This window comes from Vagococcus entomophilus, assembly GCF_003987595.1.
Taxonomy (GTDB): Bacteria; Bacillota; Bacilli; order Lactobacillales; family Vagococcaceae; genus Vagococcus_E; species Vagococcus_E entomophilus.
The window spans coordinates 33,922-49,350 of record NZ_NGJZ01000001.1; the positions used below are offsets into that span (position 1 = coordinate 33,922).

The following is a 15,429-nucleotide window of genomic DNA, read 5'->3' on the forward strand; positions in this document are numbered from 1 at the left end:
GAGAACTCCTTTTTTAATGGTTTGTATAAACTTTTTTCCCTTGAACCCAAACTTCACGAATCATTTGAGGGGTGGCAAGATATAAGATTTTTTGTAAAATTTCTTCTTCCGAATTGAAAAGTCCAAAGTCAGGCATAGTGTAAGGTTTATTTTGTGAATCAATTTGGACGACTTGCGCATCAAACGCAAACTCTTTTTTGAACTGACCAATAGGCAGAGACAAAGCTTTCCCACCGCCTGTTGTCGCATGCCAAAAAGCTTCTATAATCGAAATACGGGAATCAGCGAGACCTCTTTCTTCGGGAGGCTTAGTTGAATCAACGCCGTCTTCTAGCATTCTAGAAGAGATGACAGCTTGTTTGAGATTGTCATATAGACTTGGTGAGAACCCGCCAGAAATATCTGTTCCAAGACCGATATCAACCCCGAGTTTTTGTAAAGAAGCAGTCGGTAGGACACTATTTCCAAAATAGGCATTAGAGATGGGACAATGAGCGATGGCTGTTCCAGTTTGTGCAAAAAGCTTTGCTCCGTCTTCTCCAAGAAATGTACAGTGGGCCATGACAGATTTTTTACCAAGAAGCCCAAAATCATGTAGGGCTTGAGAATCCGTTTTTCCAAAACGAGTATGAACGTGTTCATGCTCCCAATCACTCTCACTACAATGTGATTGGATATGAACATCATATTTTTGGGCTAATTCCCCTAAACCCTTGAGTGCTTCATCGGTGCAACTGGGAATAAAGCGGGGGGTTACAACCGGATAAACACCTTGAGGAGCGCTTTGATTTAGTTCGAGCATTTTCAAGATAAACCGCTCTGTCTCTGCCAGAGCTTCTTGGGTAGAGCTATCTCGGTAATATTCAGGATTTTGCTTAGGATCGTCCATCACTACTTTGCCAACAAGACCTCTTTGTCCTTGTTGGATACAAGCTTTGGCTAACTCTAAGCAAGAGTCTGAATGGATGGAACCAAAATACAATACAGTGGTCGTGCCTCTTTGGAGCAACTGATGAACTAAATCTGTGTAAACTTCACGAGCAAAGTTTAAATCAGCATACTTTGCCTCAAGTGGAAAGGTACATTGGTTCAGCCAGTCATATAAAGGCCGGTCTAGCGCAACACCTGCTTGTGGCCATTGAGGGGCATGAACGTGTAAATCAATAAAACCTGGGAGTAAGTAAGAACCTTTAGGATAGGTCTGCAAGTTTCCAGCTTCTTTAGCTGAGGCAAGTACTTGCAAGTAGTCTGGATGATCAGTGTGAATAATGTCTTGAATGACTCCTTTAGCGTCTACACAGAAAAGGACATTTTCTAAAAATTCGATTTTTCCATATTTAGGTGAATGAAATGCATTTGCTTGAATTATTTGTAAGCGGTTCATGTTTATCCTCCTTTTTTAAAAAGTACTAGCATATTATAGAATAAAAAAAAGCTAATTTCAAACGTTTTTTTATTTTTTGTGTTTAATGTTCGTGTTTTATTAGTGACAAATGTCAACAAAAGAGATGACATCTTCCATCTTATTTTTTTAAAAAAATTTCAGTATAGTAAGATCAACAAAGAGTACGGGAGGAAAATAATGATTGAAGTTAAGCAAGTCAGCAAGAAATTTACGAATCAAACTATTTTAAATCAGATTGACTTTTCTGTGGATGCAGGTGAGATTGTCGGAATATTGGGGAAAAATGGGGCAGGAAAGTCTACACTTATTCGGATGATTTTAGGAGAGTTGCAACCTAATAGTGGCGAAATTCTTCTTTTTGATGAAAAAAAAGTGACGTCAAAGTTAAAAGAAAAAATAGGTGTCCTTCTTCAAGAAAGCATCTGCTTACCCTCACTTACAGTCAAAGAATCGCTCATGTTATTTCAAACCTATTATACAAACTATTACGCGGTGGAGGAATTACTAGAGTTGGTGCATCTGAGCCAACATGCTAAAAAGATGTGTCATGAATTATCTGGAGGGCAACTGAGAAGACTAAATTTTGCTTACGCAATTGTTGGAAAACCGCAATTATTGATACTGGATGAGCCAACAGTCGGAATGGATTTTCAACTTCGTGAAGAATTATGGGCATATATCCGAAAACTCTCAGCAGCAGGTACGACAGTCGTGTTAACAACGCACCATGTAGAAGAGGTCGAAGCATTGTGTGGGAGAGTGATTTTTTTAAAAGAGGGCACTATTGCCCATGATGGAAGTTTGAAAAGTTTAAAAAATAGATATGAAAAATCTTGGATTTCAATAGATAAATACAAAGGAGAGTTACCAGAATTAAAAAATGTCACAGAAATAACCGTCCAAAAGGATAAGCTTCTTTTAAATAGTTCCAACCTAGATGCACTGATTTATGAATTAGTAGAAAAAAAAGTTGAGTTTAAACATTTGGAAACACAGCATACTACATTTTTGGATGTATATCGTGATTTGATGGAGGATAAAGCAGATGAATAAAACACTAGTTCAATTAAAAATGGAATTTAAGCGTGCTTTTTTGCGTAATAAATCGTTTATCTTTTTTTCTTTATGTATGCCAATTGGGTTTTACCTGCTTTTTACCAAAGTACTAAACATGGGCGTTACGAAGGAGCAGATGCCAGCATTTAATATGCGGACGCTGCAGTCAATGACCATATATAGTGTACTAATTTCTTCCATATATAGTTTATCTGGTTCGATTGTAACGGATAAGATCAAAGGAGTAACCCAACTGATGATTACGACTCCTTTTAGTACAAAAAGATACTTAGGAATCAAGTTGGGGATGCAAATGCTATTAAACAGCTTACTAATTTGCTTGATTTTTATAGTGGGAATTGTTGTCAATAAAGTTCAGGCGCCTATTTTGACTTGGCTATCGTTAGGAGGCTGGATTTTGTACGGGACGCTTCCTTTTATGGCGATTGCGTTACTTATCAGTTTCGCTAAAAGAGCAGAAACGGTCAGTATTTTAGGAAACATATTTGTTTTTCCACTGGCAATTGTAAGTGGCTTGTGGTGGCCGATAGAATACTTGCCTAAAATGATTCAAGCGATAGCGAAATTTTTGCCGACCTATTACGTGAACACTCAAACTCAAAGTATATTAAAAAGTAAAGCGCCGACGGTCCAATCTTTTTTGATCATTTTTGTTTACTTTGTCGGATTTGTGCTACTATACATGTATATTAAAAAGAAAAAAGGACAGTTAAACCATGCGTAAATTTCAGTTGTTTCCCAAAGAAATGGGTATTTTCCCAATTTTGTATTCTATTTTTTTAATTTTTCCATTGCTAAGTTTGATGATGATGCCAAATAGCGCAGAAAAATGGGGAAACCTCATACTATTCTTTCTTTATTTAGTAGCGTACCGAAAAAGTTATTTCAATACAGCCTATTATTGGCTACCATATGCTACATTATTGCTGCTTTCCTGCTATTTTTTTATTGTTTTAGAAAGCATGCCATACTTTTTTATTTACCCAGCGAACGTTTGTGGATGGGTCCTTGGTGGGACGAAGAAAAAGGAATTTAATATAGGCATCATTAGCCTTTATAGCTGTACAATCTTATCGAGCATTGTACAATACGCTCTTACAACTTTCCCTTTTTCAATAGATAATTTAATTTCTCTATTTGTCTATTACTGCTTAGTCTTTTTCACTCCATACGCTGCGAGAACGATGTATATAAACAATCGTAAGAAAAGACAAAAAAACAAGTCAAATAAACGTTTAGAACATGTTATTCGTCAAGAGGAAAGAATTAAAATTGCGCGAGACTTACACGATTCTTTGGGACACTCCCTTTCAGCAATTTCGCTAAAAACAGACCTCGCGTTAAAATTGTTTGAAAAAGTTCCTGATCGCTCAAAGCAAGAGTTGCAAGAGATTCAGGCAGTTTCTAGAGCTACTCTTAAAGAAGTCAGAGAAATTGTAACTGAGATGAGACATATGCGTGTCATGGAAGAGCTAATCCGCTGTGATCAATTATTGGAGACGCAAGGGAAATTTTTAATGACCCAGGATGAGACATTGGCTGAGCTGCTACCCTCAGCCGTTCAACACCAAGTTTCTTTTTGTATACGAGAGGTTGTTACCAATTTTTTAAGACACAGTAATGGCAACGAATGTTTTCTTGATTTTTGTCAGCAAGAAGGAAAGTTTAAAATGAACGTAACGGATAACGGGGTAGTAAAAAAAGCGATTCAAAAAGGAAATGGACTGACTGGTATGGAAGAGAGAATAAAGTTATTTGGGGGCAAAGTCAACTTGCTGACAGAACACAAGTCTTACAAAATGGAGATTGTCATTCCATGGGAGGAAATAAAATGATTCGTATTTATATTGCAGAAGACCAAGGGCTTTTAGCAGGAGCACTAGAAACCTTATTATCATTAGAAGAAGACTTTCAGATAGTGGGTGTTGGGAAAAATGGGGCGCAGGCGTATTCATTTTTAGAAAATCATTCGGTGGATGTTGTGCTACTAGACGTTGAGATGCCCGAACTTACGGGGTTAGACGTCCTAGAAAAAACTACGAATCAACATGCTAAATTTATTATGCTCACCACTTTTTCAAAGCCTGGATACTTCCGTCGTGCGGTGGAACAAGGAGCGAGTGGGTATTTACTCAAAGATAGTTCAAGTGATTTTCTAGCTGAATCTATTCGTAAAGTCGATGCTGGAGAGAAAGTCTATGCACCAGAGCTAATGACCGTATTTTTCTCTGACTTGGTTCCAATAAGTGAAAGAGAACGACTGTTGCTTAAATGTTTAGAAAGTGGGATGGAAAATAAAGAAATTGCTCAGGAATTACATCTTTCAAAAGGTACCATTCGCAATTACCTATCAGATTTGTTCCATAAAATCGAAGTTAAAAATCGCACAGAAGCCGTTTCTTTGGCGAAAACAAATGGCTGGATTTAAGTGAACGTACGTAGAAATAATTGTAAAAGAACATAGCTCATAAAGGCTTGGAACACAAATTAGAGTGTTTCAAGTTCTTTTTTAAACAAATTTAAGAATAAGGATTGTAATCAATCCTTTTTTAATTTAGAATAAGTGAGAATGATTCTCAATATTAGAAAGGGGAAAGAGAATGAAAAAGTGGAAAAGCGTTTGTATATTAGGGATTGCTTCATTGCTTGTACTTGCAGGTTGCAAAGCCAATGCAACAAAAGAAACAACCACAACAAAAGATAACGTGGAACATTATCCAATTAAAATAGAAAATTTCACTTCAAGTGATAGTGCTAAGAAATGGCAGAAAAAGGAAGTGACTTTTGAAGCAAGTCCCCACAGAGTGGTAGCGAATACTCAAGGTACTGCTGAAATGCTCCTTCACTTGGGACTTGAAAGTAAAATTGTTGGTGTGGCTGCTCTTTATGGTGGAGTTGATTCTACTGTAAAAAAAGAGTTCGAGTCTTTGCCTGTACTGTCAAAGGAGTATGTGGGGAAAGAATTGGTTTTAGGAGCAACACCTGATTTAGTAATTGGGCGTGCAGGGCTGTTTGCCAATGAGGACTGGGGTGTAGGAACCGTCAGCTCCCTGAATGATGCCGGCGTTCAAACATACGTACAACGAACATCTATCCCAAAAGCAACGTATACAGATCTGTATTTAGACATCAAAGATTTAGGGAAGGTATTCAATATAGAAAAAAAAGCTGCTTCTTGGATTAAGGAATTAAAACAAAAAGAGCAGAGCTTGAAGCAGTCGGTTGAATCTGTTAAAAAAGAAAAGAGCTACGCATACATTTGGGGAGTAGACGGTGAGAATGTAACGATTTATTCAGGAGCAGACGACACCTATATAACGGATACGCTCAGTAAGATTAAACTCAGCAACGCCTTTGCAAAAAGTACGGGTGAAATCACGAAAGAATCTTTGGTGGCAAAGAACCCAGATGTGTTATTGATTCCTTATTATGATGGGGGCTCAAATAATCAACAAACCTTAACAGCACTTTACTCAAATAAAGCATTACAAACTGTAAATGCGATAAAAAATCAACAAGTCTTTTTCATCGATTATAATGAATTTTGGAGTTATGGATACCGTATTTTAGAAGGCACCGAGAAATTAGCAAAAGAAATCTATCCAGAACAATTTAAAAACTAAGCAAAAGGGAGTTTCGCTAGGGATGAAGGCATTGCAAAATGGAGCAACACATAAGAAGAGGTTTTCTAATCATTCACAAAAAGTTTTGATTGGTTTATTTATTTTGCTCGGTCTATTTTTAGTCTTATCACTAATAATTTCCATCTCCATAGGGCAAGTATCGATTCCTCTAAGAGAAACGTTTCAGATAGTAATTTACAAACTTTCAAATGGAACAATTGGAAATTTAGATCATGTGGGTTCTAGTTCGTATGTTCCAATTATTTGGCAAATTCGCTTTCCAAGAGCAATAATGGCACTTCTGATTGGCGCAGGGCTATCTTTATGTGGCGTTATCATGCAAGCAACTGTTCAAAATCCATTAGCAGATCCTTATATTTTAGGGATTTCCTCTGGCGCATCTTTAGGCGCAACTTTTGCTATTTTAATTGGGTTTGGCAGTGGCAGCTTTTTTTCACAGACTGGCGTGGCATTTTGGGCTTTTGCGGGTGCGTTAGTTGCCTCCTTGATTGTGTTTATCTTAGCAGGAATGGGGGGCAAGATGACCTCTGTCAAACTTGTTCTTTCGGGGATGGTTATTAGTGCATTATGTAGTGCTTTCTCTAACTTCATCATATATTTTTCGAATAACACTGAAGGAATGAAAAGCGTGGCATTTTGGACAATGGGGAGTCTTGCAGCTACAAGCTGGCACCAATTGCCACTCCTTTCAGGGGTATTATTTATACTAGTCGTGTTTTTTTTATCACAGTTTCGTGTATTGAATACGTTGTTGCTTGGGGACGAAGCAGCAACTACATTGGGGATTGATTTAAACTTATATCGTAAAATTTATATGGTTTTGACAGCGTTATTAACCGGACTGATGGTTGCAAGTTGTGGCACAATCGGTTTTGTTGGACTAATTATTCCCCATTTTTTACGAGCGTTTACAGGTGCGAATCATCAAAAGCTCCTTCCCTTTTCTTTAATAATCGGATCGTTATTTCTTGTTTGGTCAGATATCCTTGCCAGAACAATGATAGCGGGTGTGGAACTGCCAATTGGAATTTTGACTTCGCTGATTGGTGCCCCATTATTTTTATATATACTGACAAAAAAAAGCTATCAGTTTGGAGGCTAAAATTATGGATTTATCTGTAAATCAGGTAAGTATTACGCTTGCGAAAAAAAAAATTGTCAAGGATATTTCGATAAAAGTCAAAGAAAAGCAATTTGTTGGGCTGATTGGACCAAATGGTTGCGGGAAATCTACGTTACTACGCAGTATTTATAAACTCCTACCGCCAGATACAGGAGCCATCCATTTTGGTGATATGGATATCAGGAAGAGTTCCATCAAAAATGTCGCAAAGAAATTTGCGGTTGTCAGTCAGTTTAATGAAATAAGTTTTGATTTTACTGTCCAACAAATGGTGATGATGGGGCGAACACCACATAAAAAAATGCTAGAGTCCGACACGAAGAAAGATTTTGAGTTAGTTGAAAAAGCTTTAGCTCAGGTTGAGTTGTCCGCTTATCGGGAGCGGAATTTTTTGTCACTTTCCGGTGGAGAAAAGCAGCGAGTCGTTTTGGCTCGAGCGCTCGTCCAGGAGCCTAAATTATTTATTTTAGATGAGCCAACTAACCATTTGGATATCAAACATCAGCTTCAAATACTGCGGATAGTGAAAGACTTAGATACGGGTGTATTGGCAGCGCTCCATGATATTGAACTTGCTGCGACTTATTGTGACTTTTTGTATGCGATAAAAGATGGAGAAGTACTTGCAAGTGGTGCACCAGAAGAATTGGTGACTAAAGAGTTAATGGAAACTTTATTCGAGGTTCCGTGTGAGATTTACACGAATCCTATTACGGGAAGTTTGAGTATTGCCTATTTATAAAAGTGTAAAGGAATGAGACATGTGACTGAGCTTTTTGATATCACTATTATTGGGGCAGGACCTGCAGGACTATATAGCGCTTTTTATAGTGGATTAAGAGAGATGAAAACAAAAATAATTGAAGCACATCCTTATCTAGGTGGAAAAATGAATGTCTATCAGGATAAAATCGTGTGGGACATTGGTGGAGTTGCGCCAAAACCAGCACGATTGATTATGGAAGATTTGATTCAACAAGCACAGGTTTTCCATCCAACCGTTGTAAAAAATCAACAGATAATGACGATAACCAAAGAAGATGATCAATTTATTCTACAGGCAAAAAGTGGAGAAAAACACTATACTAAAACGATTTTATTAGCTACAGGCTACGGTATTGTGACCCCAAAAAAATTGATTCTCAAAGCAGGAAAACCGATTGAAGCAAAAAATGTTTATTATCATGTGAAAGCCATGCAAGATTGGCAAAGAAAGCGGTTAGTGATTTCTGGTGGGAGTGATTCTGCACTTGAATGGGCGCTATTTTTGCAAGAATTGGGTGCTCAGGTAACACTCGTGTACCGAAAATCTCAAAGCGAACTTAAAGCACATGAAGCAACCATTACGAAATTAATCAAGAATCAAATTGAATGTTACTTTGAAACAGAAATTGAGGATATTTCGATGGATGCAGAGGGAGACTTTGTCAAAATAGTCCATTTGGTCAATCGAAAAACGAATGAGAAACACAATGTTGAGGTTGAGGGATTGGTTGTCAGTCATGGCTTTGAAAGCAAGAATCCTCTTTTGCAACAAGGCGTGTTAGGAATAGAGCTGATGGATGAGTATTATGTCGCAGCGACGAGCAAAGGCGAGGCGAATGTTCCTGGTATTTTTGTAGCAGGAGACTTGGCACAGTATCAAGGAAAAGTACATTTACTTGCTGGAGTCTTTCAAGATGCTATCAATGCAGTGAATGCTGCTAAAAAATACGTGAGTCCGAAGGCACATGAGCGTGGTTATGTTTCTTCGCATAATCAATTATTTGAGGAAAAAAATAAAAAAATAAAAAAAGACTACCAGATTGAATAAGCCAAATAGAAGAGCCTGAAACATAAATTCAAGTTATGTTTCAGGCTCTTAGTATCCGAATAAATGAAGGAAAAGAACGCTTGCTTAAATAAGCGATCGTTTAAACAATGATGCTAGAGAATCTTATGAATTCTGATTAATTATTGGAGTTAAGCCATGCTGTGCTAACTCTTTTTTATTTGAAAAATGAGACAAGTGAGTGTTATGCTATAAAAAAGACAATTTGGAAGTGTTTTTAATTCAGGGATTCAAAAAATGAATTTAGAGCGGTTACACACAAATAAAAGAGTCAGCGATTAGAAAGGTGGTGGAAAAGTGTGTGCGCAACAAAATGTCCAATCAATTATAGTTAGAAAAAAATTTAGCGTAACGAATGTATACAGATTCACTGCACCTAATCATTCCTAGGGGACGAGGCTAAGAATAGTAGTCTTTTTCATTACACTGACTGTTGGGGCGTGGCGAAGGCCATGCCACAGTGCGTAGTACAAAAAAAGAAAAACTGCGAGAGGTTCGGATCAATTAAAATTGTGAAGTTGGAAACAGTAGTAATCGCTTGGTTATAGGCGGTGAATGAGTCCCTAAGAAAAAGAGCCTATCACTTGTTTGAAAACAAGAAGAAATAACGGAACCCTAATTTCTCCTACTAAAAAAATAGTGGAGGGAAATTAGGTGCAGAAAAAAGAAAATAATGCATTTTATTGTGAAAATTGTCAACAAAAAGTCGAGGCCTTAACAAATGGTTCTTATCGAAATCATTGTCCCTATTGTTTGTATTCAAAGCATGTTGACGTGTTTCCAGGAGACAGGGCTTCAACTTGTCTTGGTTTGATGGAACCAGTAGACTTAAAGAAGCATAGTAAAAAAGGCTATCAAGTATTGCACCAATGCCAAACATGTAAACAACTTCAGTGGAATAAACTTGCCTTTGATACGGTACAAGAAGATGACCTCTTTTTTTTAATAAAATATTTGCAGTTATAAGAAAAATGGTAGCAGATTTTTAAAGAGGAGTAAGCATTTTTGATAGGGAGTCTATTTGACTGAGAGGTTTTAGCTTTGGAATATGGAAAAAGTGAACTTCTTTTTTGTCTAATCTTTAAAGGTAAGAAGTGGAGGAAATAATTGGAGAAGAGGAAAAATTTTAAAAAAATATGTTTTTTTTGTTTGGGTATTCTTTGTTTATTTGCTAAAAATAAAGTCACCCTAGCGAGTGAAAAACAATCGGGATTAACGCTAGATGTTGCTAGACGATATTATTCGGTTTCAACAATCAAAGAATATATTGACATTATTCATCAAAACAAGGGCACCTTTTTACAATTGCATCTCTCGGATGATGAAAATTATGCCTTAGAGAGTAAACTTTTGGGGCAGACGACGAAACACGCTATTCGCACAAAAAATGGTGCATATTTGAATGTTCAGACGAACAGAAAGTTTTTATCATACAAACAGATAGAAGAGTTAGAGAGCTACGCAAAAAAGAAGCAAGTTCACTTGATTCCAGAAATCGATACACCAGCTCATGCAAAAGCAATCCTTCAATTAGTCAAAAATAAATATGGTGAAAAAAAACGAGAAAGCCTGAGACAAGCGTATACAGTTAACCAAATCGATTATATAAAAAAAGAGAATGTTTTATTTATTCAATCCTTATATCAAGAAGTAGTAAAACAGTTTCCCAAAAGTCCATATTTTCATATGGGAGGAGATGAATTTGTGGCGGTAGACGCTAACAACCAACAGTATATTCATTATGTCAATCAGATGGCAAAGTGGGCTAAAAAAAATAAAAAAATCCTCCGACTGTGGAACGATGGACTGCTAAAAGAAGAGATTAAGCAGTTAAATCATTCGGTTGAAGTCACTTATTGGAGTTATGATGGGGATAAACAAAATCCAAAAGAGGTCAGGCAATTAAGAAAAGAGCGGGCAAGTTTACCCGATTTATTAAAAAATAAAATAAAAGTACTCAATTATAATAGCTACTATTTATACTTGGTACCGTCTAAAAGAACCCTTCCAAACTATTCCTCTAAGCAAAGCCTAAATTTCTTTAAAGAAAATTGGCAATTACAAGATTGGGATGGTGCTGATTCGACGTATCAAGAGAATAATATTGCTTCAAGTCATTATTTGATTGGTAGTTCAATTAGTATCTGGAGTGAAGAAAGTAGCCCACTCTCAGAAGAAAAAATAGTGCAAGGGACAAAACCATATATTAATCAGTATTTTCAATTAGTTACAAGTAAAGACTGAGGATTTTTTATTTTAATAGCGAGACCAACTTGATTGAAAAAACAGCTGGAAGAAAGTGAGAGGTTCCACTTTCTTCCAGCTATTTTATGCTTGTTTTTTGTAGGAAAAAAACAAGCATAATCGCAATGAAACGATCTATATAATCTGTTAGCAACTGAACACTAAAAATTGCCCAACCTTGGTTGAAACCAAATCCCGTCAATAGCTGCACAAAAATACTAGAGCCCGAAGACGTAATTCCGTGGAATAAACAAAACGTAATGAGCGTAGCACAGATTGTACCAGGAAGGGAAACAAGTAAAGTAATCCACCAAATGTTTTGTTTACTTAGGGGATGACCACTTTTTAGCAATAGTCCTGAAAGCAAGCCAATTACCATTTGAACAGGCAAATAATACAAAGAAAAAAGATCTGTTGTAATTCCTGTCAACAAACCGCTTAAACTCCCAGTAACAAGCCCACCAATCGGACCTAGCAATGAGCCAACTAAAATGGTTCCAATTGTATCTAGATAGACAGGTAAGCGTAAGACTAAAGCGAGATTCCCACCAATAAAATTGAGTGAAATTCCCAGCGCAACCCATACAAGGAGGATGGGTTTTATTCTTTTATTCATCAAATTCTCCATTCATGATTTGTTTTAACACAGTCTGAGTGTTTTGAGTTTGTGCATTCATCACTCGGTTTAAAAACATTTCCATGAAAAGAAAAGAATCAACTTTTGTTAAGATTAAACTATTTGTTTTTTTGTTCCAAATATTTTTTTCATCCACAATAGTTTGTCCAATCGCAACGCCATTCGTAGCAACTGTTGTATATGCAGGAAAACCGCTGGACAAATCTGGACAAAGAAAATAGGCGACGGCTAGTGGGTCATTGATGACACAACCAATGACTTGTTCATGTGTCCAGTGGAAATCAAAATAAAATCGTGTGATTTTTGCAATGAACCCGCCAGTTTCTGGATCGAGCTGTTGCATGTATTCTAAAATATTGGGTGTTAATACGATTTTTCTTGTGACATCAAGCCCAACCATTTTTACCGGAACGGCTAGATGCTCAAACACATAACACGCGGCATCGGGGTCACACCAATAGTTATATTCTGCGACTGGTGAGCAGTTTCCATGACTTTTAAATGTACCACCCATAGAAACAAAATCCTCAATATTATTCCAAGCATTGGGATTTTCCTGCAACGCTTGTGCGATATTGGTCAGTGGACCAAGCGCAATAATTGAGACGTGCTTTTGGTTACTAAATGTTTCATTTAAAAAATCAACGGCACTTGTCGTTTGTGGAGCAATATCTTGGACATCTGGCAAAAAGCTTTCTCCCAGTCCATCTTGTCCATGAGTATCCTGTGCACTAATATAGGTACGCTTTAAAGGTTTACTTGCACCCAAATAAACAGGAATATCTAAACGATTTTCTCGTTTTAAAACTTTTAAGGCATTTTTTGCACCGAGTTCTGTCGGGACATTTCCACAGACAATTGTGATGCCAAGTATATCTAATTCAGGTGATTTTAGTGCTAAAAGTAACGCTAAACAATCATCAATGCCGGGATCACAATCAATAATGACTTTTTTTTTGACATTCATTCTCCTACCTCCTTTTGTTAAAAGTGAGATTCTTGGTTTTTTATCCTGGGAAGTTCTCGAACCAGTCCAAATGTTTCCATTTGATTTGTATAAATGCACAATTAAAGTATAGCGCAATTGATAGGAATAAAAAAGACAAAATACACTCATTTGATTATAGTGAAGACAAGGTTTGGTAGTTTCGAATGACTTCACTTAGCTGAGAGCGTTTGGTGATGGATAATTTTTGATAAATATTGTGTACGTGTGTTTTGACTGTACCAATGGAAATGTAGAGTGCATCCGCTATTTCTTGATTACTTTTCCTTTCAACTAAAAGAATGAAAATTTCTTGTTCACGCAGTGTGAGTGCAAAATGCTTACAAAAGCTGTGGATAAATTCTTTTTCTATATCTCCTGTATTAGGTTCAACTTTTGCAATTGCTTTTGCTTGATTATTTGTTGGAAAGTTGAGACAATACTGTCCGCAATAAATTAGACTGTAACCAGCATAAAAAATAGAAAGGAAATCTTCTGAAAAATTCCTATTTTGAATTCGAACTAATAAGTTGCTATAAACATCTATATTGAAGATTACGATTGAATCTTCAATTGTAATAAAAATAGAAAAAAGAAGAGAAATAAGCAAAATTCGTTTGCATCTTTTCATTTGAGCGGAGGAAAATTCGCTTTTTTTTTGTTTTAGATTTTTTAGTCCTAAAAGGCTGAGAACAAATAAGAATAGTTGCATGGGGAAATAGTATAACCAAACTTTGAGCGCACCAAAAGAAAGTACGGGGATACACAAAAGATAAAGTGTGAGAAGTGTCAAGACAAAATAGATTTGTTTGGATAGAGGAGTATGCAAAAATTCTGCTAGTATTGCATAGTAAAGATATACGGTTGCAACTGAAATGAGGGTTTTAAAGGTTGGAGCAGTCATAAAATTCTGATTATAAGAAGAAGCAAACCAATGAATAAACTCGGTCATATAAATCACGATATTATCAAGTATAAAGAATAAAAAAAGGTTTAGTAGTAATAAAAAAATTTTTTTTTGGGTTTTTAAAAAGCAAACGCCACAAATGGTAACGGTTACACAAAGAAGTAATAAAAGACCAATATTGTAGATAAATACAAAGACTTCCATAAAATCAGCTCCTAATAATCAACCTTTAGTTTATAAGCTAATCATAACAAATTGGTAAATCAATTGAAATGATTCTAAGACTAAACTTCAATTTTAAACTTTTTTCAGGGATAAACATGGACTGAATCAGGCATCTAAACTTTTCTAAACTTTCTATTCATTAAGAGTTTGACAGCAAGTTGATGAAAAATCCATCTTGAAGTTTATAGAAAACTAAGAAAGCGTTTTCTATAATGAGCCTATCAACATTATTTACTCTATTTTAGATAGGCACGATCTAAACTTGGAGACTAAGATGATGAAATAATTCATATGATGGAGGTAAAAGAAATGAGTGTAACCAATTTTATTACGACAGAAAACTTTACAAAGAAGGAACTTTTAGAAATTGTTCAACTATCTTTGCAGATTAAACAGTGTATCAAATCAGGGTACTATCCTCAATTGCTTAAAAATAAATCACTGGGGATGATCTTTCAGCAATCCTCAACACGGACACGAGTATCGTTTGAAACAGCTATGACACAACTAGGTGGTCATGCTCAGTACTTAGCACCAGGTCAAATTCAGCTTGGTGGGCATGAAACAATTGAAGACACAAGTGCTGTTCTTTCTAGATTAGTCGATTTACTGATGGCCCGCGTAGATCGCCATCAAAGTGTGGCAGACTTGGCAAAACATTCTTCTATTCCTGTTATCAATGGGATGTCCGACTACAATCACCCAACGCAAGAATTGGGAGACTTGTGTACCATGATTGAACACCTACCAGTTGATAAAAAATTAGAAGATTGCAAAGTAGTCTTTGTAGGGGACGCTACTCAAGTATGCTTTTCATTAGCCTTGATAACAACCAAAATGGGAATGGACTTCGTTCAATTTGGCCCTAGAGGCTATCAATTAACGGAAGAGCATCAAAATAAAATACGCAAAAATTGTGAAAAGACGGGTGCAAAATTTCTCCTGACAGAAGATGAAGAAGAAGCACTTCAGCAGGCAGATTTTGTATATACAGATGTCTGGTATGGGCTATATGATGCAGAATTGTCTGAGGAAGAGAGGATGAAAATTTTCTATCCGAAATACCAAGTTACTCAAAAAATGATGAGCAAAGCATCTCCTCATTGTAAATTTATGCATTGTTTACCAGCTAGTCGAGGGGAAGAAGTTGAAAATGAAGTGATTGATGCAGAATATTCCCTAGTGTTTGACGAAGCTGAAAACCGGTTAACCTCTATTCGCGGTTTGCTTGTTTATTTAAACGAGAAAAGTATTGTTCAAAATCAGGCGGCTTTAAAAGAGCAAGCACATGCAAAAGCGGCTTTGGAAGTCTTACTTAACAAACCATTATAATGGCTTATGTTACAACAAA

15 protein-coding genes and 1 riboswitch are annotated in these 15,429 nt (G+C 36.5%); of the genes, 11 read left to right on the forward strand and 4 right to left on the reverse strand.

The window, feature by feature from the left end:
* Window positions 1-13 precede the first annotated feature (13 nt).
* Complete coding sequence (gene guaD / locus CBF30_RS00150; RefSeq protein WP_126821597.1) at window positions 14-1,384, reverse strand: guanine deaminase; 1,371 nt, start codon at window positions 1,382-1,384, stop codon at window positions 14-16.
* A 198-nt stretch (window positions 1,385-1,582) separates the two neighbouring features.
* On the opposite strand from guaD, the gene CBF30_RS00155 reads away from it, so the two are divergent.
* The 10 genes from CBF30_RS00155 (at window position 1,583) to CBF30_RS00200 (ending at window position 11,324) form a co-directional block, all read left to right on the forward strand.
* A complete protein-coding gene (locus CBF30_RS00155; RefSeq protein WP_126821598.1) occupies window positions 1,583-2,458 on the forward strand; it encodes an ABC transporter ATP-binding protein in 876 nt (291 codons plus the stop codon).
* A complete protein-coding gene (locus tag CBF30_RS00160) occupies window positions 2,451-3,206 on the forward strand; it encodes an ABC transporter permease (RefSeq protein ID WP_126821599.1) in 756 nt (251 codons plus the stop codon). The genes CBF30_RS00155 and CBF30_RS00160 overlap by 8 nt, the downstream gene beginning before the upstream one ends.
* Window positions 3,199-4,317 carry a sensor histidine kinase gene (locus tag CBF30_RS00165; RefSeq protein WP_126821600.1) on the forward strand — a complete coding sequence of 373 codons (1,119 nt, stop codon included), beginning with the start codon at window positions 3,199-3,201 and terminating at the stop codon, window positions 4,315-4,317. Before CBF30_RS00160 ends, CBF30_RS00165 begins: the two co-directional genes overlap by 8 nt.
* Entirely contained in the window at window positions 4,314-4,910 is a 597-nt protein-coding gene (locus CBF30_RS00170; protein WP_126821601.1) for a response regulator transcription factor, read from the forward strand. Before CBF30_RS00165 ends, CBF30_RS00170 begins: the two co-directional genes overlap by 4 nt.
* A gap of 172 nt (window positions 4,911-5,082) precedes the next feature.
* Entirely contained in the window at window positions 5,083-6,105 is a 1,023-nt protein-coding gene (locus CBF30_RS00175) for an ABC transporter substrate-binding protein (protein WP_126821602.1), read from the forward strand.
* Window positions 6,106-6,127: 22 nt separating this feature from the next.
* A complete protein-coding gene (locus CBF30_RS00180) occupies window positions 6,128-7,228 on the forward strand; it encodes a FecCD family ABC transporter permease (protein WP_126821603.1) in 1,101 nt (366 codons plus the stop codon).
* 4 nt (window positions 7,229-7,232) lie between these two features.
* On the forward strand, window positions 7,233-7,991 hold the full coding sequence (locus CBF30_RS00185) for an ABC transporter ATP-binding protein (protein WP_126821604.1): 759 nt from the start codon (window positions 7,233-7,235) through the stop codon (window positions 7,989-7,991).
* A 12-nt stretch (window positions 7,992-8,003) separates the two neighbouring features.
* The gene (locus CBF30_RS00190; RefSeq protein ID WP_126821605.1) at window positions 8,004-9,062 is read left to right on the forward strand and encodes an NAD(P)/FAD-dependent oxidoreductase; all 1,059 of its coding nucleotides are present in this window, start codon (window positions 8,004-8,006) and stop codon (window positions 9,060-9,062) included.
* 672 nt (window positions 9,063-9,734) lie between these two features.
* Window positions 9,735-10,046, forward strand: a complete 312-nt coding sequence (locus CBF30_RS00195; RefSeq protein ID WP_126821606.1) for an RNHCP domain-containing protein — start codon at window positions 9,735-9,737, stop codon at window positions 10,044-10,046.
* Window positions 10,047-10,187: 141 nt separating this feature from the next.
* A complete protein-coding gene (locus CBF30_RS00200) occupies window positions 10,188-11,324 on the forward strand; it encodes a family 20 glycosylhydrolase (protein WP_126821607.1) in 1,137 nt (378 codons plus the stop codon).
* 79 nt (window positions 11,325-11,403) lie between these two features.
* Here CBF30_RS00200 and CBF30_RS00205 read toward each other — a convergent pair whose 3' ends face one another.
* The 3 genes from CBF30_RS00205 to CBF30_RS00215 form a co-directional block, all read right to left on the reverse strand.
* Window positions 11,404-11,940: an ECF transporter S component gene (locus tag CBF30_RS00205; RefSeq protein WP_126821608.1), complete on the reverse strand. Its 537-nt coding sequence runs from the start codon at window positions 11,938-11,940 to the stop codon at window positions 11,404-11,406.
* A complete protein-coding gene (locus CBF30_RS00210) occupies window positions 11,933-12,928 on the reverse strand; it encodes a nucleoside hydrolase (protein ID WP_126821609.1) in 996 nt (331 codons plus the stop codon). Before CBF30_RS00210 ends, CBF30_RS00205 begins: the two co-directional genes overlap by 8 nt.
* Window positions 12,929-12,954: 26 nt before the next feature.
* Window positions 12,955-12,999, reverse strand: a riboswitch (PreQ1 riboswitch).
* An 83-nt stretch (window positions 13,000-13,082) separates the two neighbouring features.
* On the reverse strand, window positions 13,083-14,057 hold the full coding sequence (locus tag CBF30_RS00215) for a helix-turn-helix domain-containing protein (RefSeq protein ID WP_126821610.1): 975 nt from the start codon (window positions 14,055-14,057) through the stop codon (window positions 13,083-13,085).
* Window positions 14,058-14,387: 330 nt separating this feature from the next.
* Here CBF30_RS00215 and ptcA point away from each other — a divergent pair, with 330 nt between their 5' ends.
* Window positions 14,388-15,410, forward strand: a complete 1,023-nt coding sequence (ptcA, locus tag CBF30_RS00220; RefSeq protein WP_126821611.1) for a putrescine carbamoyltransferase — start codon at window positions 14,388-14,390, stop codon at window positions 15,408-15,410.
* Window positions 15,411-15,429: the final 19 nt, after the last annotated feature.